The following is an 18,038-nucleotide window of genomic DNA, read 5'->3' as shown; positions in this document are numbered from 1 at the left end:
TATTGAATGATTTTATGTAAAAGTAATTATTTTTTGGGCTTTGATTAAAATAAAACATTTCAAATCTTGAATGCTATAGCGAGTTCTTTTTGGTAGCTACAAATTGAAAACAGTATAGCTTTGGTAAGTCGATTGCAATATGGCTTCGGTTCTTTCGGGATGGGTATCCGATATAAAGAGTTGTCCGAACGAATCGTCTTTTACCATTTCGATAATTTTGGCTACTCGAAATTCATCTAGCTTATCAAAAATATCATCAAAAAGCAGTATCGGTTTTACGCCACTTTGTTGTTTTAGGAAATCAAATTGAGCCAGTTTTAGCGCAATCAAAAATGATTTTTGTTGGCCTTGAGAACCAAACTTTTTGATAGGAAACGAATCAATCTCAAACGACAAATCGTCTTTATGGATGCCAACGCTGGTGTACTGTAACGCTCGGTCTTTAGCTAAATTTTCATTTAGTAAGTTTAAAAGAGAATTTTCATAAAGATGACTTTCATAAACAAGTTGTACTTGTTCTGCGCTTCCAGTAATGGCTTGATGATGTTTATTAAAAATCGGTAAAAATTCGGCAATAAAGGCTTTCCTTTTTTCGAAAAGTAAGGCAGCAAAACCATCCAATTGCTCGTTGTAAATAGATAAGGTGTCCTTGTCAAAAACGTGGTTCAAGGCAAAATACTTCAATAAAGCATTGCGCTGACTGATTGTTTTCTGATACTGAATCAATTGCTGTAAATAGGTCGCGTCCAATTGTGAAATCACGCTGTCTATAAACTTTCTTCGGGTTTCGCTGCCTTCTATAATAAGGTCGCGGTCGGCTGGCGAAATAATGACCAGTGGAATGAAACCAATGTGGTCCGAAAATTTATCGTAGGCTTTGCCGTTTCTTTTTAAAATCTTTTTTTGTCCTTTTTTGATGCTGCAAACAATTTGTTCGTTGCGCTCATTTTTTTCAAACAAAGCATCAATTACAAAAAAATCCTCACCGTGTTTGATATTTTGAATGGCCAGCGGATTAAAATAACTTTTACCGTAAGCCAAATGATAAATGGCATCCAAAACATTCGTTTTTCCAATTCCGTTTTTGCCAACAAAGCAATTGATTTTGATGTCAAATTCAAATTCAGCTTCGCCAAAATTTTTATAATTGAATAACGAAATTTTCTTTAAATACATTGATGATAATTTACTAAGGATACGATTGGGGACTATTTACACCCTTTATTTAAGGGGTGCAAATTATCGAAAAATATTGATATTATTTGCTTTTGGTCTAGGGATAATATCGTTGATGCTTGTAACTATAGGTTAATTTTGGCTGTCCATAGGGACCAAATAAAAAAAAGAGTTAAGTTTTGATATAAAAGTCATTTTTTTTACTTCAGTTTCAATAAAAATTTTATTTTTGCGGCTCACTAAATTTATTTTAAATGGCTACTTACAGCAAACGAGGATATAAAACACCGAAAGAGAAAGAAGTAAAAGAACCAATCGAAGAAGTTCAAGTAAATGAAAAAGACAGTGCTACGGCCGAAGTTTTCTCAAAGTTAGACGAAACGGCTAATAGAACTGAAGATTTTATTGCCAAAAATCAAAAAATCATCATAGGTTTTGTAACAAGTATCGCATTGGTAACAGTTGGATATTTAGCCTATCAAAAATTCATTGCAACTCCTCAACAAGAAGAAGCAGCCAACGAAATGTTTGTGGCACAACAAAACTTCCAAAAAGCAACTGATGGTGTGGCTAGTGATTCATTGTATAAATTGGCTTTGAATGGATCAGAAGGTAAATTTGGTTTTATCAAAATCGCTGATGAATATTCAGGTACCGATGCTGGAAATTTAGCCAATTATTATGCAGGTATTGCTTATCTAAATACTGGTAAATATGCAGAAGCTATCTCGTATTTAGAGAAATTCAAATCTGACGATATCATTCTTGGGGCATTGGCAAAAGGAGCTATCGGAGATGCTTATGCTCAAACTAATAAGCAAGAAGAAGCTTTAGGTTTTTATGTAAAAGCAGCTGAGTCCAACAAAAACGATTTTACTACGCCACGTTTCTTGATGAAAGCGGGTAAAACGGCTTTGAGCTTAGGCAAAAAAGAAGAAGCTTTGAAATATTTCACAGAAATCAAAGAAAATTATGACGCAACTCCAGAAGCAGCCGTTGTAGATGGATTGATAGGATTAGCGCAATAAGAAGCACTTTTCTCCAAAATAATGTGAGGTTAGAAACCAAAGGAGTTCGAATTAATTTTTGAATACTTTCATTTTCTAACCTCTTTTTTTATACTTATATTTATAGGGTCTTTTAGGAGCAGCAACAATAGGCTTTTCAGGCAAAATCGTCCCGCTGTCCTTCCTATCTTTTGTTTATAGCGGGCAGTTGAAGAACTGCCAGCTATAAACAAAAGGATATTCCCTCCCATCGGGGCTAGGAGTAGTGATTTCGCTTTTTTGTAAACATTTTTAAAAGGCAACAAAATGTAGATGCGTTTAATTTAAATAAAATAATACAATGGCAACCGTAAACAAAAATTTATCGGATTATAATAAAAACGAAGTTCCAGATGCCAAAGATTTCCGTTTCGGAATTGTGGTTGCTGAATGGAATGAGAACATAACAGAAGGACTTTTTAATGGCGCCTACCAAGCCTTGATAGAAAATCAAGTACCAGCTCAATACATTATCCGTTGGAATGTTCCAGGAAGTTTTGAGCTGATTTATGGAGCCAAAAAAATGCTACAAACCCAAAAAGTAGATGCGGTTATTGTGATAGGTTGTGTGATTCAAGGCGAGACCAAACATTTTGATTTTGTTTGTGAAGGCGTTACACAAGGCATCAAAGACCTAAACGTACAAACCGATATTCCTGTAATTTTTTGCGTACTAACCGATAATACGATGCAACAGTCTATCGATAGAAGCGGAGGAATTCACGGAAACAAAGGTACCGAAGCCGCCATCGCTGCTATAAAAATGGCATACATTCGTCATCAAGCTACGCTTACCCACCTGTTTCAACATCAAAATTTATTAGGAGCAGGCGCTTTGCAAATCGAAGACAAGCCGTTACAACTTGAAGAATAACAATTTGGTTTCTCACTTATACAACCTATACTTCGAATTTTCAAGTATAGGTTTTTTGTTTTTTTTATAGGTACGACGCTAGCAAAACCCAATAGTTTTTGCTTAAATTTGTCCTCCTTGGTTTTTAATTTTAAATCCCAATCAGAAATTCTTAACCTCTAAATTTTATTTTTTTAATGTCGAGTATTATTCAATTGCTTCCGGATCATGTAGCCAACCAAATTGCTGCTGGAGAAGTAGTCCAAAGACCTGCATCTGTTGTCAAAGAATTGTTGGAAAATGCCGTTGATGCCAAAGCCACCGACATTAAATTGATTATAAAAGACGCCGGAAAATCACTGGTACAAGTCATTGATAATGGCGTTGGAATGAGTGTGACAGATGCGCGTTTGTGTTTTGAACGTCATGCTACATCCAAAATTCGTTTGGCCGAAGATTTATTTTCATTAAATACCAAAGGATTTCGTGGAGAAGCTTTGGCTTCTATTGCTGCGATTGCCCACGTAGAAATGAAAACCAAGCAAGATCAAGACGAATTAGGTACTCACATTGTTATCGAAGGAAGCAAATTCGTTTCCCAAGAAGTGGCTGTTTTGCCCAAAGGAACCTCTTTTGCCGTAAAAAATCTTTTCTTTAATATTCCAGCCCGTCGTAATTTCCTAAAATCAGATACTGTCGAGTTTCGTCACGTGGTCGATGAGTTCCAACGTGTGGTTATGGCGCATCCCAAAATTCATTTCACTTTTTATCACAACGGAAATGAAATGTTCAATTTGCCTCCAGCCACTTTACGTCAGCGTATTGTTGGAATTTTTGCTGGGAAGACCAATGAAAAATTGGTACCTGTAAGCGAAGAAACCGAGATAGTGAGCATTCAAGGTTTTGTAAGCAAACCCGAGTTTGCCAAAAAGAGTAGGGGTGAACAGTTTTTCTTTGTTAATGACCGATTCATAAAAAGTGGCTATTTGCACCACGCTGTGATGGCAGCTTTTGATGGTATTTTGAAAGACGGTTTGCAACCTAGTTACTTTTTGTACCTCACAGTGGAACCCAATACAATTGATATCAACATTCATCCTACGAAGACTGAAATTAAATTTGACGATGAACACGCTTTGTATGCTATTCTAAGAGCTTCAATCAAGCACAGTCTTGGGCAATTTAATGTAGCTCCTGTGTTGGACTTTGATCGTGATGCCAATTTGGATACGCCTTATCATTATAAAGATTTGGAAGGTTCTTTTCCTACGATTGAAGTTAATGGTAATTTTAACCCTTTCGCTGAATCGACTCCAACACCTCAAAAATCCTATTCAAGTTATAAGAAACCAGAAGCTACAGCAAGTTGGGAAAGCTTGTATGTCGGCTTAGAACCAGAGATAGAACGTGACCCAGAACCCGAGCAGTTTTCTAGTATGGCTTTTGAAACAGATGCGATTTCTTCCTCATTGTTTTCGGATAATGAAGTAGAACAAGCGGTTCAAAAAACGTATCAAATTCATAAAAAATATATTGTTTCGCCTATAAAGTCAGGAATGGTAATTGTCGACCAACAGCGTGCGCATCAAAGAGTGTTGTACGAGCAATTTTTGGCCAATATGACCATGCATAAAGCAGCTAGTCAGCAATTGTTGTTTCCATTGAATTTGTTCTTTTCTACCGATGAAATGGCGTTGATTGCAGAATTGAAAAGCACATTGACCGCTACAGGCTTTGTTTTTGATACTTCGGCTACAGATCATGTAGTGATTTCTGGTATTCCTGTCACGATTTCTGAAAGTGAAGTGGCTTTGGTAATCGAACAATTAGTAGCCGATTTAAACGATGGGATTCCAGAAAACAGTTTTAGTCAAAGCGATACTATTGCCAAATCAATGGCGAAAAGTTTAGCAGTAAAAACAGGAACCTATTTAACCGAAAAAGAACAAGAAAATGTTGTAAATGGTCTTTTTGCATGCAAAGAACCCAATGTTTCCCCTTTTAATAAACCTACTTTCATTACCATGCGTGTGGAAGATATAGATAAAAAATTTGCTATATGATGAATATCACCCCAACTGTTAAGCAATTGTTGATTATTAACGTGCTGTTTTATATTGGTTCCATAGTTGTAGGCGAACCTGCCTATCGCTTACTGGCTATGTATTATTTAGAAAGTCCAGAGTTCCATAGTTGGCAAATTTTTACACACATGTTCATGCATGCTCCATTGCCAAATATTATGCATATCTTATTTAATATGTTTGCCTTGTATTCCTTTGGATCAGCTTTGGAACATTTTTGGGGAGGAAAAAAGTTTTTGTTTTTTTACATTTCTTGTGGCTTAGGAGCTGCTTTATTGCATTCAGGAGTAAATTATTATTTGTTTGAAAACGGATTGAATACTTTGATTTCTAATGGTTTTTCCAAAATGGAAATCATGCAGATTCTAAATCAAGGTAAGTTTGACACGAGATGGCAAGAATTACTTACGGTATCTGATTTTAATAGTTTTATTGGGGCCTATACAGGTACAGTAGTTGGAGCATCGGGTGCTATTTATGGTTTACTGGTAGCCTTTGCTTTTATGTTTCCTAATGCCGAATTGATGTTAATGTTTGTCCCAATTCCAATCAAAGCAAAATATTTTGTACCAGGATTGCTGTTGATTGATTTGTATTCAGGTGTTTCTGGAGGCTCTATTTTTGGCGGTTCTACAGGAATTGCGCACTTTGCTCATTTGGGAGGTGCTTTGTTAGGTTTCTTGATGATGTGGTATTGGAAAAAAAATCAATTCAATAACAATCGTTGGAATTAAAAAAGAGCGTTCTTTTTTATAGCTTTGTTTATATTTGGAATATTATAGCATCTTTTTATGAATATACTCGATGATTTAAAGTCACGTTACCGTATGGGAGATGTTGCATTGCAATTCATTTTCTGGAATATAGCCCTCTTTTTACTCTCCATACCGCTTTTTTACCAATTTAAGTTAGGTCAATTTGCATTTCCTGATTGGATTGCATTGTCATCAGATCCTATGGTTTCCTTTCGTCACCCATGGACGTATCTTTCGTATGCTTTTTTTCACGACGGGATTGGGCATTTGTTCTTCAATATGCTTGTTTTGCATTTTTGCAGTCAGTTGTTTTTGACCTTTTTTACCACAAAACAATTCGTAGGATTGTATATGCTCAGCTCAATTTTTTCAGGAATAGTGTTTGTGGTTTCTTATTATTTTTTGCAATATACTTCGTTAATTGTTGGTGCTTCGGCTGCAATTTATGCAATTCTAATGGCGACAACTACCTATCAACCACTAATGGAAGTGCAATTATTTCTTTTCGGGAGAGTTAGGTTATGGTACATTACTGCTGTTATTCTTCTATTAGATGTCCTTCAATTTCGTTTAGAAAATATGGGTGGTCATATTGCTCACTTTGCTGGTGCTTTTTTTGGTTTTTTATTTATAAAGTTGTTGGTTAATGGAGTGGATTTGAGTAAATTGGTCTCGGGTACCGTCGATTTTGGAACAGGTTTGTTTCAGCCCAAAAAGAAAACACCTTTCAAGAAAGTTCACGTTAATTATTCAAAAAAAGAAACGCCAAGAACTTCTTCCAGAATTGTAACCAAAGACAAAACCCAACAACAAATCGATGAAATTTTAGATAAAATAAGCCAATCTGGTTATGATTGTTTAACCGCCGAAGAAAAAGAGTTTTTGTTTAAAGCAGGGAAATAATCCAAAGTTTATGTAGATTTAGGTTAAATTCAATACAAAATTGTTGTCCTCAATTCAGCGACAAACCATACATCCACCAACGATAATTATCAAGTAATGAAGAACCTTTCATGGTTTAATAAAATAATGTTTTTTTTGAATATAGTTTTAACTGTATTCACATTTACTGCCTATATATTTCCTTTTTTATCGCCTAAAGTTTTTCCATTATTTGCGGTTTTTACCTTGTTTATGCCTGTTTTTTTTGTACTCAACGGCTTGTTTTTTTTGTATTGGGGGATGCAATTCAAAAAAAGAATGATTTTATCAGGTTTGGTTCTGCTTATGGGCATCACATTTATCAATAAGTTCTATAAATTCTCTCCTAAAATTTACCAAGATTCCCCAAAAGATTTTAAGGTGATGAGTTATAATGTTCGCTTGTTTAACGTCTTTAAGTGGATTGATAGAGAAGACATTCCTCAAGAGATTTTAGCCTTTATCAACGAAAATAATCCCGATATACTCTGTATTCAAGAGTACTCAAATCATGGTAATGTCGATTTGAAAGTGTATCCTTATCGTTATATTTTTATTGAAGGGGATAAAATTCGTACGGGTCAAGCTATTTTTTCAAAATTTCCAATTATCAATCAAGGAAACATTGTGTTTCCTAATTCCAACAACAATGCCATTTTTGCCGATATTAAGAGAGGAAAAGACATTATTCGTGTGTACAATATCCATTTTCAATCCATAAAAATATCACCCGATGTACATGAAATTTCCGAAAATATTGAAGTGATCAATCAACAAAAATCACAAAAATTATTGAACCGCATTAGCATAGCTTTTAAAAAACAACAAGAACAAGCAACCATTTTTATTGCTCATAAAAAAGAATCACCCTACCCCGTAATTATATGTGGCGATTTAAACAATAGCGCTTTTTCGTATGTATATCGCAATGTAAAAGGGAAATTAAGAGACGCGTTCGAAGAAGCAGGAAAGGGTTTCGGGCAAACCTATACCTTTCGTTATTATCCTGCAAGGATTGATTATATTTTTGCCGATGATAAAATGGAAGTCAAAGAATTTCAGAGTTTTTCAGAATTTCAAAACTCGGATCATTATCCCATCATGGCTAAGTTGAGTTTTTAAAGTAGTTTTTGGAGCGAAACAAAAGGCAATTTTGTAAGCATGGGTTCCCGCTCTCCGCTATATCTTTTTTTATTATACCCTGTCAGGGTTCAAAACCCTGACAGGGTATAATAAAAAAAGGATGCCGCTCCTATCGGGGCTAAAGAGCCGTCAATTGGTTATTTATTTTGTTATAATCTTTTGATTTTTCAGATAATCCAAAGCAAATTTCCCTTCATTAAAAATCAAATCCAGTACACTTAAGTTATTGATGAATCCGTGTTTGTCATCAAAAACTTGAGGGTAACTCTCAAAAATAGTAGGATCTTTTTTGCCATTAACAAGGCTTCTAGCATCAAAAATATCATCTGCTACTTCGTGAAAATATTCAGCTGTTTTTTTAAACTCAAGCGGATATCGAAGGCATTTTTCTATCAAAGCAATGGTTTCAAAATTCAAATCCATCAAAAAGTGGTGTTTTTTTTCAAAAAAAGGCACAAAATCATCTTCAAAAAACTCAAAGAAAGGAGAGCTTCTATAGCCCGCTTCAAGAGATTTAAAGTGCTGTTTTTGCCAATCAAAATCATTCTCAATGATAATGTCTTTTGTTTTTTGATGTCCTTTGTTGGCGTGCTTAATAGGAATATTTAGCATTTGAATCCCATTCGGGCTATAAATGTAAGTTCTATTTCTATTCGTCTGTTTTTGAAAATTATCTTCAACTTCAAAGGTCACCACTTCCGACTGTACCATAGCCGCAAACTGACTGATAGAGGGGAAATACGAGGGGTGTATTAGTGTATTCATACTGCTTTTTTTAAAGTCAAAAGTCATATCTATCCGATAAGGAAAAATATGACTTTTGAAGAAACGTTGTACATTGGGTTAAATCTCGGTTTTAGCTTTTCTTTTTTTCCAAAAATATTCTCCAATAAAGAAAGCAACTAAAGCAAACAAGAAATACTTGAAATAAGATTGTGGTTGGCCTTCTCCGCTAACCGTTGTGAAAACGCGGTCCCAACGAATTTTGTTGATGCCTTTTCCATTTGTGTCCCAACTCATCCAAATAAATATTGGTTTACCCACAATATGGTTTTCTGGAACAAAACCCCAATAACGACTGTCTTCCGAGTTATGGCGATTGTCTCCCATCATCCAATAATAATTTTGATCAAAAGTGTAATTAGTAGCTACTTTACCATCAATTCGGATTTCGGTTCCGTTTACTTCTAATTTTTTATTTTCATAATCGGTTATGATATTTTTGTAAAAAGGAAGCGTTTCTAGATTCAAAGCCACTGTTTTTCCTTTTTGCGGAATATAAATTGGGCCGTAGTTATCTTGATTCCAGTCTTTGGTATGTGGAAAGACGCTTTTTTCTGCTCCTTTTGAATTTATTCTAATTACAGATGTAATTCCATGCACTTGTTTAAATCGTTCGGCACCAGCTGCAGTCAAAGCACTTATAAATAAAGTGTCTCGTCGTTGATCATCTAAAAAACCTGCAGGATCAGTAATGTCTAATTCTTTGAACAAAGTTTCAAAATCAATAGGTGTTTTACCATCTAAAACCAGTTTGTACGAATATTGAGTTTTGGCTCTTTCTGGTAAGATAAGTTCTTTTCCATCAATGTAAACGATGCCATATTTAATAGATAAATTGTCTCCAGGTAAACCTACACAACGTTTTACATAATTTGATTTTTTATCAATAGGTTTGTCAACTCGTAAGCCTGAATTGTCTCTGAATTTATATACTGTGTCCACTGGCCAGTTGAATACTACAATGTCATTTCGTTTGATATCCTCAATAGATGGAAATCTCAAATAAGGTAATTGTGGCCAATTCAAATAGGATTTTTTCTTAGTTAAAGGAATAGTGTCATGAACCATCGGTAGGGCCACAGTTGTCATTGGTACTCTTGCTCCATAGTTCATTTTGCTCACAAACAAAAAGTCACCTACCAATAATGATTTCTCTAAAGAGGAGGTCGGAATGGTGAAAGGTTGAATAAAATAAGTATGAACAATAGTAGCAACTATAACGGCAAACAATAATGAACTAACCGTATCAGCCGCTTTGTGGTCAGGTGCGGTGTCTCTATCGGTAATATAATTCAAAGGTTGTGTATAATTGATGTAATACAAATAAAAACCAAAAGTTAGAATTACCAAGATAGTGTCTACTGTAGAACGTTTTCCAAAACTGCGTAAGGTTTCTACCCAAACTACAGGAAACATAATTAAGTTGATTACCGGAATGAACAATAAAATCGTCCACCAAGTTGGTCTTCCAATGATTTTCATCAATACAATAGCATTGTAAATAGGAACAGCGGCTTGCCAGCGTTTTCTTCCGGCACTTTCGTACATTTTCCATGTACCCAAAAAATGGACTATTTGAATAACTAAAAAGAATACAAACCAAGAATATAGTGTCATAGGATTCGGTATTTTTTAAAAACTTATGTAGCTCTAGGATTATTTAAAATTTAAAACATCTTTCATGGTGAAAACGCCTTGTTTTCCTGCCAACCATTCTGCAGCTATAACAGCACCTAAGGCAAATCCTTCTCTGTTGTGAGCAGTATGCTTAATTTCGATGGCATCGATAGGGGAGTTGTAGGTTACTGTATGTGTTCCCGGAACTTCTCCTGTTCTAATGGCTTCAATGTGAAGTTCGTTTTCTTTTGGACTTGCATCCATAGTCCATTTAGAATAGTTACTATGTTCCATAACTCCTTCGGCTAAGGTAATAGCTGTACCGCTTGGCGCGTCTAATTTGTGGATATGGTGAATTTCTTCCATAGCCACTTTATAAGAATCATAAGGAGCCATTATTTTTGATAAATAGGAATTCAATTCAAAAAAAAGATTTACTCCTAAGCTAAAGTTAGAACTTGAAATAAAACCACCGTTTTTTTCTTTACATAAGGCAATCATTTTGTCATAGTGTTCTAACCAACCAGTTGTACCCGAAACGACAGGGACATTATTGTTAAAACTGGCCGAAATATTGGCAACTGCTGCTGCTGGGACACTGAAATCTATGGCAACATCGGCTTTTTCTAGTCCTTCATAAGTGTTGAATTCGTCTTTTTTCAAAACTATTTCGTGACCTCTTTCAAGTGCAATTCTTTCAATTACTTGGCCCATTTTTCCGTATCCTAAAAGCGCAATCTTCATTTTTTTTGATTTAAAATAAGTACTTCTTAAAAAGTATAATTGAAAGTTAGTCCAACGTTGGGACGAAACGTTACATCGTTTGGGTAAATTTCGGGTTTTAATGATAGGTTTTCATTCACATTAAACTGAATTAAAGCCGCATCCACATTGGCGTCAATAATATTCAGTACATAAAAACCAACGGTTACTAATGCCGATAAATCTCTATTGCGTTGGTAAAATTTTTGTCCAGCAATGAGTCGGCTATTGTCTAAATAGGAAAATTTGTCATCGGTGTAACCTTCTAATCTTCTTTTGTAAGCATCACGGTATTGATTGTATTTTCTGTTATTGTCTAAATAAAAATACAAGCTTGTCCCAATACCGGCATAAACCAAGGGAATTTTCCAATACTTTTTGTTATAAGCCTGACCTAAACCTGGTAAAATTGCAGAATAAAAAGCTGCTTTTGCAGGTGTAAGTGGGTCAATATCATTGGATTGGACAGTGTCTTTTGCAACTAAACCTTCCGTTTTTTTATCTTGTGCAAAAACAAAACCATTTACGAGAAAAAAAGTGAGGATACATATGGTTAGGAATTTTGTCACTACCCTTTGATTAATTTTAGAATTCTGTTTAAATCTTCTTTAGAGTGAAAGGGAATCGTTATTTTTCCTTTTCCTTTAGGGTCTACTTTCAAGTCTACTTTGGTTCCAAAATAAGAATTAAAACTTTGTTGTTGTTCCTCATCAATTTCGAAAGCAGCAGATTTTGAAGGCGTATTCGATTTTGGTAGCAAACTTTCTTGGTAGTTTTTTACCAAAGTTTCTGTTTCACGAACCGATAGATTTTGACTTACAATTTTCTGATACATTTGGGCTTGTACATCCAAATCCTCAACATTGATAATAGCACGACCATGTCCCATGCTAATGAAACCGTCTCTAATCCCAGTTTGAATAATAGGGTCTAATTTTAATAAACGTAAATAGTTGGCAATGGTAGAACGTTTTTTTCCCACTCTTTCACTCATTTGCTCTTGAGTCAATTGGATTTCATCCATTAATCGTTGGTAGGAAAGCGCAATCTCAATTGGATCTAAGTCATGACGCTGAATGTTTTCCACCAACGCCATTACCAATGATTCGTTGTCATTGGCAATTCGAATGTATGCTGGTACGGTTGTCAGTCCTACTAAAATTGAAGCCCTTAAACGTCGTTCTCCAGAAATTAATTGGTATTTGTTGAAATCTAATTTACGAACTGTAATAGGTTGAATCACACCTAATTCTTTAATAGAAGTGGCTAATTCACGCAGTGATTCTTCATTGAAATTAGTCCTTGGTTGAAACGGATTAATTTCAATAGCATCAATTTCAAGCTCAATAATATTACCTACAACTTTGTCTGCATTTTTGTCCTCAACCGACTTAATATCGTTTTCAGGGTCTTTTAGTAATGCGGATAATCCTCTACCGAGTGCTTGTTTTTTTACTGCTTTTGTCATAAAACCTATTTGCTATTTTTCTTTATTATTTCTTGAGCCAAGTGAATATAGTTAACCGCTCCTTTACTTGTTGCGTCATAGTTGATTATACTTTCGCCAAAACTTGGTGCTTCACTCAATTTCACATTTCGTTGGATTACAGTTTCAAAAACCATATCATTGAAGTGTTTTTGAACTTCTTCCAAAACTTGGTTAGATAATCGTAGTCTTGAGTCATACATCGTTAATAATAACCCTTCGATGTCTAAATCTGGATTGTGAATTTTTTGAATACTTTTTACGGTGTTCAATAATTTTCCTAATCCTTCGAGTGCAAAATATTCGCACTGAATTGGGATAATTACAGAATCTGCAGCTGTGAGGGCATTCAAAGTAAGTAAACCTAATGAAGGTGCACAGTCAATTAAAATGTAGTCGTATTCATCTTTGATACTATCTAAAGATTTTTTGAGCATGTACTCGCGGTTTTCTTTGTCAACTAATTCTATTTCGATAGCTACAAGGTCAATATGAGAAGGAATGACATCTACATTTGGTGCAGTGCATTTTAGTATAGCTTCGTGTGGTGTGTTACTATGTTCTAGGATTTGATAAGTTCCAATTTCAACAGATTCTACATCAATTCCTAAGCCTGAAGTGGCATTGGCTTGAGGATCAGCATCAATTAATAAAACTTTTTTTTCTAAAACACCTAATGATGCTGCAAGATTAACGGAAGTTGTAGTTTTTCCAACGCCTCCTTTTTGATTAGCAATCGCAATGATTTTGCCCATTTGTTTTTTGAATTTTGAGCGGTAAAAATACAATTTTTTATGGTTATTGAAAATCTAATTACTAACAATTGTGATCTTCTTGAAGTAACGATTTTTAACAAATCTAGAATTATATATTTACTTCGCGCGAATTCTTCTTCAAAACCAAGAACTTACTTCCTCTAAATAGTATTTAGAACAATTCAATATACAAAACTATAGTATATTTAAAATAGTTTGTTGGTACTTGTATATGTTTTGCATTTCTGTTTCATTACTTAGTTTTATATGGTTTTTATAAAACATAATTTTTATGCTAATTGCATCTATACATTTTATAGCTTCATAAAATAACCACTCTTTAGCCATTTCTATTCTCTTTTCTAAATTATAAAAAGAAAAAAAACAGGAAAAAATAATGTCATTTTTCCTGTTTTTAATGAATTTTTTTAAGAATAGCTCCTTTTTTTTATTACTTAACCTAATTTGAATTTCATAAGAAATAAAATAGTTAAGATTAATATCTGCAATTTGAAGACGAAACAACAGAGGTAATTCTTCTGTCCCTACTTGTTGTTTTTAGGCATTGTCTGGTATTTCGATTGTACCATACTTTGTAAGTATTTCCTCCTTCTTGGTGACTTTTTTGTTCGTAAAAGTTTCGATTTCTCAACATAGAGTATGCTGTTAAAGCTTGTCTACCTACTAAATCTCTATTGTTGTAACTTTTGCTACTGTATCTATCGTTATTGTATCTATCCTTGCTGTAACGGTCATTGTCATATCGATCATTATCATATCGGTCATTATCATATCGGTCATTATTGTAATTATTGTTGTTGTTATACCTACCATTATTAGAATGGTTGCTTTTATCATTTTTTTTGTTGTCATGTTTTTGGGCTACTACAGCTGTAGTGGAACAAAGTGCGAAAAAACATAGAACAGTTAGGGTTTTAAAGTGATTTTTCATTTTTTAAAAATTTTAAGGATTAGTTATTATTTTTTTAATATTCAATTATTTTGTCGATTACAAAAATTTTTGAAGTTTCACCATTTTTTAGTTTGTATTGTATTTGACGGGTACCACCAGTAGGATTACTATTGGTGTCTCCTTCTTTGTATATAGGGAAGCGTTGAATTAAAGTTCCTACGATGAGCTTAAATTCGTCATGTCCAAGGTATCCTTTGTTAGCCTTTGGGTTCTCAATTATACTAGGAATCGAAATTTCACTCACAGACTTGTTGTTGTTTCCTGAGAATCCAATTGCCGTGCCATAACTACCACTTCCGCTGTTTGTGATATAAATCAATAACTCAGGTGAACCATCCGTATTTACATCCTCTATTTCTATAGTATTAATTATTCCGTCTACGTTTTTTTTAATTAATGAGTTATCTTCGGTGAAGCCATTTGGCTGTATAGTTAATGTTGTGTCTTTTAATGTAATAACAAAGCTAATATTTTGGTAAGTCACTTTTTTTTGGAAAGTTGTTTGAGGTTCCTTAGTTGTGTAATTTGAACTAACTAAAGAATCAGCTTTTTTATTTGATGGCAGTTGGCGGTTTTCCTCTTGTTTTTTTTGACAACTAAATAGCGTTGTTATTGTTGAAATTGATATAAAAATAAATATAAAATTTGATTTCATTAGAATATATTGGCTGTAAATGTGTTGATTAGAATAAAATTACAAAAAAATAATTACAATTCTAATGTGATTATTGTATTATGAAAAATATTTTGTTTAAAAACAAAACGAATTCCAAGAGTAATCAAATTTGAGTTCAATAATTTATTAGTAATATTATTTTTTAAATAACTTGTGATAGCCAAAAAAGTATTCTATATTTGCACCCGCGTTACGGGGTGTAGCGTAGCCCGGTTATCGCGCCTGCTTTGGGAGCAGGAGGTCGCAGGTTCGAATCCTGCCACCCCGACAAAATCCTTTCTGAGTTTCAGAAGGGATTTTTTGTATATATGGAATTTACAGTTTACATATTATATTCAAAATCCGCTGACAAGTACTATGTCGGTTATACTTCTATGGGAATTGATGATCGACTAAGGCGTCATTTAAGTAATCATAAAGGTTTTACTGGAAGAATTAAAGATTGGGAGTTGTTTTATTTTGAGAAGTTTCCAGAAAAGAGTGAAGCTATTAAAAGAGAAAAAGAAATAAAAAGTTGGAAAAGCAAAGCCAGAATTCAACTCTTAACAAAGCAATGAGCGGTTATCGCGTCCCGATGATAATCGGGAAGGTCGCAGGTTCGAATTTCCGTTAAACGGAATAAACGCTGCCACCCCGACAAAATCCTTTCTGAGTTTCAGAAGGGATTTTTTGTATATATGGAATTTACAGTTTACATATTATATTCAAAATCCGCTGACAAGTACTATGTCGGTTATACTTCTATGGGAATTGATGATCGACTAAGGCGTCATTTAAGTAATCATAAAGGTTTTACTGGAAGAATTAAAGATTGGGAGTTGTTTTATTTTGAGAAGTTTCCAGAAAAGAGTGAAGCTATTAAAAGAGAAAAAGAAATAAAAAGTTGGAAAAGCAAAGCCAGAATTCAACTCTTAACAAAGCAATGAACGGTTATCGCGTCCCGATGATAATCGGGAAGGTCGCAGGTTCGAATCCTGCCACCCCGACAAAAAAACCTTTCTGAAACTCAGAAAGGTTTTTTTTTATTACCTTATAATCAAAACAAATACTTCAAAGCGAGTTATTATTTTTTAAAATCCTATTTTTGCGTGTATTTTAAAAAACTCAAAAAACAATGTCAAATACTATCGAAAAAATAAAATGCCTAATTATTGGTTCAGGACCTGCGGGTTATACGGCTGCCATTTATGCTGCTAGAGCTAATATGAATCCAGTTTTGTATCAAGGAATGCAACCAGGTGGACAATTAACTACAACCAATGAAGTAGAAAATTTTCCAGGTTATGTAGACGGGGTAACTGGTCCAGAAATGATGATTCAGTTGCAACAACAAGCGCAACGCTTTGGTGCCGATGTGCGCGATGGTTGGGCTACCAAAGTTGATTTCTCTGGCGATATCCACAAAGTTTGGATTAATGATACTATCGAATTGCACTGCGAAACCGTAATTATTTCTACAGGAGCTTCCGCAAAATATTTAGGTTTACCATCGGAACAACATTATTTAAAAATGGGTGGAGGAGTTTCTGCTTGTGCCGTTTGCGATGGATTTTTCTACAGAAATCAAGAAGTGGTAATCGTTGGAGCAGGAGATTCAGCTTGCGAAGAAGCACACTACTTATCTAAATTATGCAAAAAAGTTACGATGTTGGTTAGAAGCGAAAAATTCAGAGCCTCCAAAATTATGGAAGAAAGAGTACGCAAAACCGAAAACATCGAAATCCTTTTAAACCACGATACGGTTGAAGTTTTAGGGGATGAACAAGTGGTTTCGGCTATCAAAGTAAAAAACAAAACCACCGATGAAGTCTATGACATTCCCGCAACCGGATTTTTCGTGGCCATTGGCCATAAACCTAACACCGATATTTTCAAAGATTACTTGACCTTAGACGAAACGGGTTATATCGTAAACGTTCCAGGAAGTTCAAAAACGAATGTAGCAGGAGTTTTCGTAGCAGGAGACGCCGCCGATCACGTGTACCGTCAAGCCATTACTGCTGCTGGTACAGGTTGTATGGCTGCATTGGATGCCGAGCGTTATTTGGCTGCCAAAGAATAATCTTTTTAGGAGCAGTATTCAAAGTTCTTTTTTGTGAGCAAAGTCCCGCTCTCCGTTATAATCTTTGTTGCCGAACCCCGGCAACAAAGGATTTCCACTGCGATCGGGGCTAAAGAGCAGCAATGAGATTTTTGGGTTACCTTTTTAATTTTAGTCATAAAAAAAGTCCTTCACGAAGAAGGACTTTTTTTGTGTCAACTAAAACTATTCTTGGCTTATCGAACCGCCAGAATTTTCGCTTTTTTTCAGGCTTTTAGGCTTATTATTGTAGGAGATATTTCCTCCACTAGACGCTTCGGCATCAAGACTCACCAAAGGATGTAGTGATTGAATACTTCCTGATGAAGCCTGTGATTTGATATCATTTGCCAACAACTCACCAGCATTAATAGAACTTCCGCTCGAAGAATTGGTTTCTAAGCTAATAGCTTTACCTTTCAATTCAATGCTACTTCCGCTACCAGAATCACAAATTATTTTTTCAGACTCTATGTTCAAATCCAAAGAAGCCGCACTCGATGCATCAATCTTGAATTCGGTAGCTTTAAGCGTTGATTTGCTATTGACAGTTGCAGCACTATTGGCTTCGATACCTTCTATAATAGGAGCACGAACAGTAACTTTTTTAGAGTTAATATTTATGAATGAACTGTATTTGCATCCAATAATAAGCTTGCCATTTTCTACTTTGGTAGTGATTTCTTTTTGCAAATTATCATCGGCTTCTACTATTATCTCAACTTTGTCGGCTTGTTCTAGTACCAAATCGATAGCGTTACCTACTTCAATACTTTTAAAATCGCCATTTACAATTCTCTTTTCGGTGGTTACATTACCACTTCCTGTGATGGAATTGAAATTTGTAGACAAGTTACAAGAGGCAAACAGTAAAGCGGTCAGCGTAACAATGATGAATTTTGTTACTAAAGTGATTATTTTTACCATA

The 18,038-nt window shown here is 34.8% G+C and carries 19 protein-coding genes and 1 tRNA gene; 10 read left to right on the top strand and 10 right to left on the bottom strand.

What is annotated here, in order from left to right; translation table 11 throughout:
- Positions 1 to 96: 96 nt before the first annotated feature.
- Entirely contained in the window at positions 97 to 1,176 is a 1,080-nt protein-coding gene (gene recF / locus ACSVH5_RS08820; protein WP_438061070.1) for a DNA replication/repair protein RecF, read from the bottom strand.
- 254 nt (positions 1,177 to 1,430) lie between these two features.
- Here recF and ACSVH5_RS08815 point away from each other — a divergent pair, with 254 nt between their 5' ends.
- The 6 genes from ACSVH5_RS08815 (at position 1,431) to ACSVH5_RS08790 (ending at position 7,957) form a co-directional block, all read left to right on the top strand.
- Positions 1,431 to 2,204, top strand: a complete 774-nt coding sequence (locus ACSVH5_RS08815; protein ID WP_438061069.1) for a tetratricopeptide repeat protein — start codon at positions 1,431 to 1,433, stop codon at positions 2,202 to 2,204.
- 319 nt (positions 2,205 to 2,523) lie between these two features.
- Positions 2,524 to 3,096, top strand: coding sequence for a 6,7-dimethyl-8-ribityllumazine synthase (gene ribH, locus ACSVH5_RS08810; RefSeq protein WP_438061068.1), 573 nt, complete (start codon positions 2,524 to 2,526; stop codon positions 3,094 to 3,096).
- 176 nt (positions 3,097 to 3,272) lie between these two features.
- Positions 3,273 to 5,138, top strand: a complete 1,866-nt coding sequence (mutL, locus tag ACSVH5_RS08805) for a DNA mismatch repair endonuclease MutL (RefSeq protein WP_438061067.1) — start codon at positions 3,273 to 3,275, stop codon at positions 5,136 to 5,138.
- A complete protein-coding gene (locus ACSVH5_RS08800; RefSeq protein ID WP_438061066.1) occupies positions 5,135 to 5,893 on the top strand; it encodes a rhomboid family intramembrane serine protease in 759 nt (252 codons plus the stop codon). Before mutL ends, ACSVH5_RS08800 begins: the two co-directional genes overlap by 4 nt.
- Positions 5,894 to 5,950: 57 nt before the next feature.
- Positions 5,951 to 6,817: a rhomboid family intramembrane serine protease gene (locus ACSVH5_RS08795; RefSeq protein WP_438061065.1), complete on the top strand. Its 867-nt coding sequence runs from the start codon at positions 5,951 to 5,953 to the stop codon at positions 6,815 to 6,817.
- Positions 6,818 to 6,913: 96 nt separating this feature from the next.
- Positions 6,914 to 7,957: an endonuclease/exonuclease/phosphatase family protein gene (locus ACSVH5_RS08790; RefSeq protein ID WP_438061064.1), complete on the top strand. Its 1,044-nt coding sequence runs from the start codon at positions 6,914 to 6,916 to the stop codon at positions 7,955 to 7,957.
- 162 nt (positions 7,958 to 8,119) lie between these two features.
- On the opposite strand, the gene ACSVH5_RS08785 is transcribed toward ACSVH5_RS08790, so the two are convergent.
- From ACSVH5_RS08785 to ACSVH5_RS08750, 8 genes are all read right to left on the bottom strand, one after another.
- Positions 8,120 to 8,743, bottom strand: coding sequence for a WbqC family protein (locus ACSVH5_RS08785; RefSeq protein ID WP_438061063.1), 624 nt, complete (start codon positions 8,741 to 8,743; stop codon positions 8,120 to 8,122).
- Positions 8,744 to 8,821: 78 nt separating this feature from the next.
- Positions 8,822 to 10,378: a signal peptidase I gene (gene lepB / locus ACSVH5_RS08780; protein WP_438061062.1), complete on the bottom strand. Its 1,557-nt coding sequence runs from the start codon at positions 10,376 to 10,378 to the stop codon at positions 8,822 to 8,824.
- A 39-nt stretch (positions 10,379 to 10,417) separates the two neighbouring features.
- On the bottom strand, positions 10,418 to 11,122 hold the full coding sequence (gene dapB, locus ACSVH5_RS08775) for a 4-hydroxy-tetrahydrodipicolinate reductase (RefSeq protein ID WP_438061061.1): 705 nt from the start codon (positions 11,120 to 11,122) through the stop codon (positions 10,418 to 10,420).
- Between the two features lie 26 nt (positions 11,123 to 11,148).
- A complete protein-coding gene (locus ACSVH5_RS08770; protein ID WP_438061060.1) occupies positions 11,149 to 11,709 on the bottom strand; it encodes a DUF5683 domain-containing protein in 561 nt (186 codons plus the stop codon).
- Entirely contained in the window at positions 11,709 to 12,608 is a 900-nt protein-coding gene (locus ACSVH5_RS08765) for a ParB/RepB/Spo0J family partition protein (protein ID WP_438061059.1), read from the bottom strand. Before ACSVH5_RS08765 ends, ACSVH5_RS08770 begins: the two co-directional genes overlap by 1 nt.
- Positions 12,609 to 12,613: 5 nt before the next feature.
- A complete protein-coding gene (locus tag ACSVH5_RS08760) occupies positions 12,614 to 13,381 on the bottom strand; it encodes a ParA family protein (RefSeq protein WP_438061058.1) in 768 nt (255 codons plus the stop codon).
- A 496-nt stretch (positions 13,382 to 13,877) separates the two neighbouring features.
- On the bottom strand, positions 13,878 to 14,333 hold the full coding sequence (locus ACSVH5_RS08755; RefSeq protein ID WP_438061057.1) for a hypothetical protein: 456 nt from the start codon (positions 14,331 to 14,333) through the stop codon (positions 13,878 to 13,880).
- Between the two features lie 34 nt (positions 14,334 to 14,367).
- Positions 14,368 to 15,009: a PliI family lysozyme inhibitor of I-type lysozyme gene (locus ACSVH5_RS08750; protein ID WP_438061056.1), complete on the bottom strand. Its 642-nt coding sequence runs from the start codon at positions 15,007 to 15,009 to the stop codon at positions 14,368 to 14,370.
- A 214-nt stretch (positions 15,010 to 15,223) separates the two neighbouring features.
- Here ACSVH5_RS08750 and ACSVH5_RS08745 point away from each other — a divergent pair.
- From ACSVH5_RS08745 to trxB, 4 genes are all read left to right on the top strand, one after another.
- A tRNA-Pro gene (locus ACSVH5_RS08745) sits at positions 15,224 to 15,298 on the top strand.
- A 40-nt stretch (positions 15,299 to 15,338) separates the two neighbouring features.
- The gene (locus ACSVH5_RS08740) at positions 15,339 to 15,587 is read left to right on the top strand and encodes a GIY-YIG nuclease family protein (protein ID WP_438061055.1); all 249 of its coding nucleotides are present in this window, start codon (positions 15,339 to 15,341) and stop codon (positions 15,585 to 15,587) included.
- A 120-nt stretch (positions 15,588 to 15,707) separates the two neighbouring features.
- On the top strand, positions 15,708 to 15,956 hold the full coding sequence (locus tag ACSVH5_RS08735; protein ID WP_438061055.1) for a GIY-YIG nuclease family protein: 249 nt from the start codon (positions 15,708 to 15,710) through the stop codon (positions 15,954 to 15,956).
- Positions 15,957 to 16,144: 188 nt separating this feature from the next.
- Positions 16,145 to 17,092, top strand: a complete 948-nt coding sequence (trxB, locus tag ACSVH5_RS08730; protein ID WP_024981320.1) for a thioredoxin-disulfide reductase — start codon at positions 16,145 to 16,147, stop codon at positions 17,090 to 17,092.
- 204 nt (positions 17,093 to 17,296) lie between these two features.
- Here trxB and ACSVH5_RS08725 read toward each other — a convergent pair whose 3' ends face one another.
- Positions 17,297 to 18,037, bottom strand: a complete 741-nt coding sequence (locus tag ACSVH5_RS08725; protein WP_438061054.1) for a head GIN domain-containing protein — start codon at positions 18,035 to 18,037, stop codon at positions 17,297 to 17,299.
- Position 18,038 lies beyond the last annotated feature (1 nt).

The organism is Flavobacterium sp. RSSA_27, from assembly GCF_051547125.1.
Classification (GTDB): Bacteria; Bacteroidota; Bacteroidia; order Flavobacteriales; family Flavobacteriaceae; genus Flavobacterium.
The sequence above is the reverse complement of the archived record's forward strand: the minus strand, read 5'-3'. Positions and strand labels throughout refer to the sequence as shown.

Excerpts from the sequence above, each read along its gene's own strand:
- recF (WP_438061070.1), bottom strand. The coding sequence starts at position 1,176 with ATGTATTTAAAGAAAATTTCGTTATTCAATTATAAAAATTTTGGCGAA.
- ACSVH5_RS08815 (WP_438061069.1), top strand. The coding sequence starts at position 1,431 with ATGGCTACTTACAGCAAACGAGGATATAAAACACCGAAAGAGAAAGAA.
- ribH (WP_438061068.1), top strand. The coding sequence starts at position 2,524 with ATGGCAACCGTAAACAAAAATTTATCGGATTATAATAAAAACGAAGTT.
- mutL (WP_438061067.1), top strand. The coding sequence starts at position 3,273 with ATGTCGAGTATTATTCAATTGCTTCCGGATCATGTAGCCAACCAAATT.
- ACSVH5_RS08800 (WP_438061066.1), top strand. The coding sequence starts at position 5,135 with ATGATGAATATCACCCCAACTGTTAAGCAATTGTTGATTATTAACGTG.
- ACSVH5_RS08795 (WP_438061065.1), top strand. The coding sequence starts at position 5,951 with ATGAATATACTCGATGATTTAAAGTCACGTTACCGTATGGGAGATGTT.
- ACSVH5_RS08790 (WP_438061064.1), top strand. The coding sequence starts at position 6,914 with ATGAAGAACCTTTCATGGTTTAATAAAATAATGTTTTTTTTGAATATA.
- ACSVH5_RS08785 (WP_438061063.1), bottom strand. The coding sequence starts at position 8,743 with ATGAATACACTAATACACCCCTCGTATTTCCCCTCTATCAGTCAGTTT.
- lepB (WP_438061062.1), bottom strand. The coding sequence starts at position 10,378 with ATGACACTATATTCTTGGTTTGTATTCTTTTTAGTTATTCAAATAGTC.
- dapB (WP_438061061.1), bottom strand. The coding sequence starts at position 11,122 with ATGAAGATTGCGCTTTTAGGATACGGAAAAATGGGCCAAGTAATTGAA.
- ACSVH5_RS08765 (WP_438061059.1), bottom strand. The coding sequence starts at position 12,608 with ATGACAAAAGCAGTAAAAAAACAAGCACTCGGTAGAGGATTATCCGCA.
- ACSVH5_RS08760 (WP_438061058.1), bottom strand. The coding sequence starts at position 13,381 with ATGGGCAAAATCATTGCGATTGCTAATCAAAAAGGAGGCGTTGGAAAA.
- ACSVH5_RS08755 (WP_438061057.1), bottom strand. The coding sequence starts at position 14,333 with ATGAAAAATCACTTTAAAACCCTAACTGTTCTATGTTTTTTCGCACTT.
- ACSVH5_RS08750 (WP_438061056.1), bottom strand. The coding sequence starts at position 15,009 with ATGAAATCAAATTTTATATTTATTTTTATATCAATTTCAACAATAACA.
- ACSVH5_RS08740 (WP_438061055.1), top strand. The coding sequence starts at position 15,339 with ATGGAATTTACAGTTTACATATTATATTCAAAATCCGCTGACAAGTAC.
- ACSVH5_RS08735 (WP_438061055.1), top strand. The coding sequence starts at position 15,708 with ATGGAATTTACAGTTTACATATTATATTCAAAATCCGCTGACAAGTAC.
- trxB (WP_024981320.1), top strand. The coding sequence starts at position 16,145 with ATGTCAAATACTATCGAAAAAATAAAATGCCTAATTATTGGTTCAGGA.
- ACSVH5_RS08725 (WP_438061054.1), bottom strand. The coding sequence starts at position 18,037 with ATGGTAAAAATAATCACTTTAGTAACAAAATTCATCATTGTTACGCTG.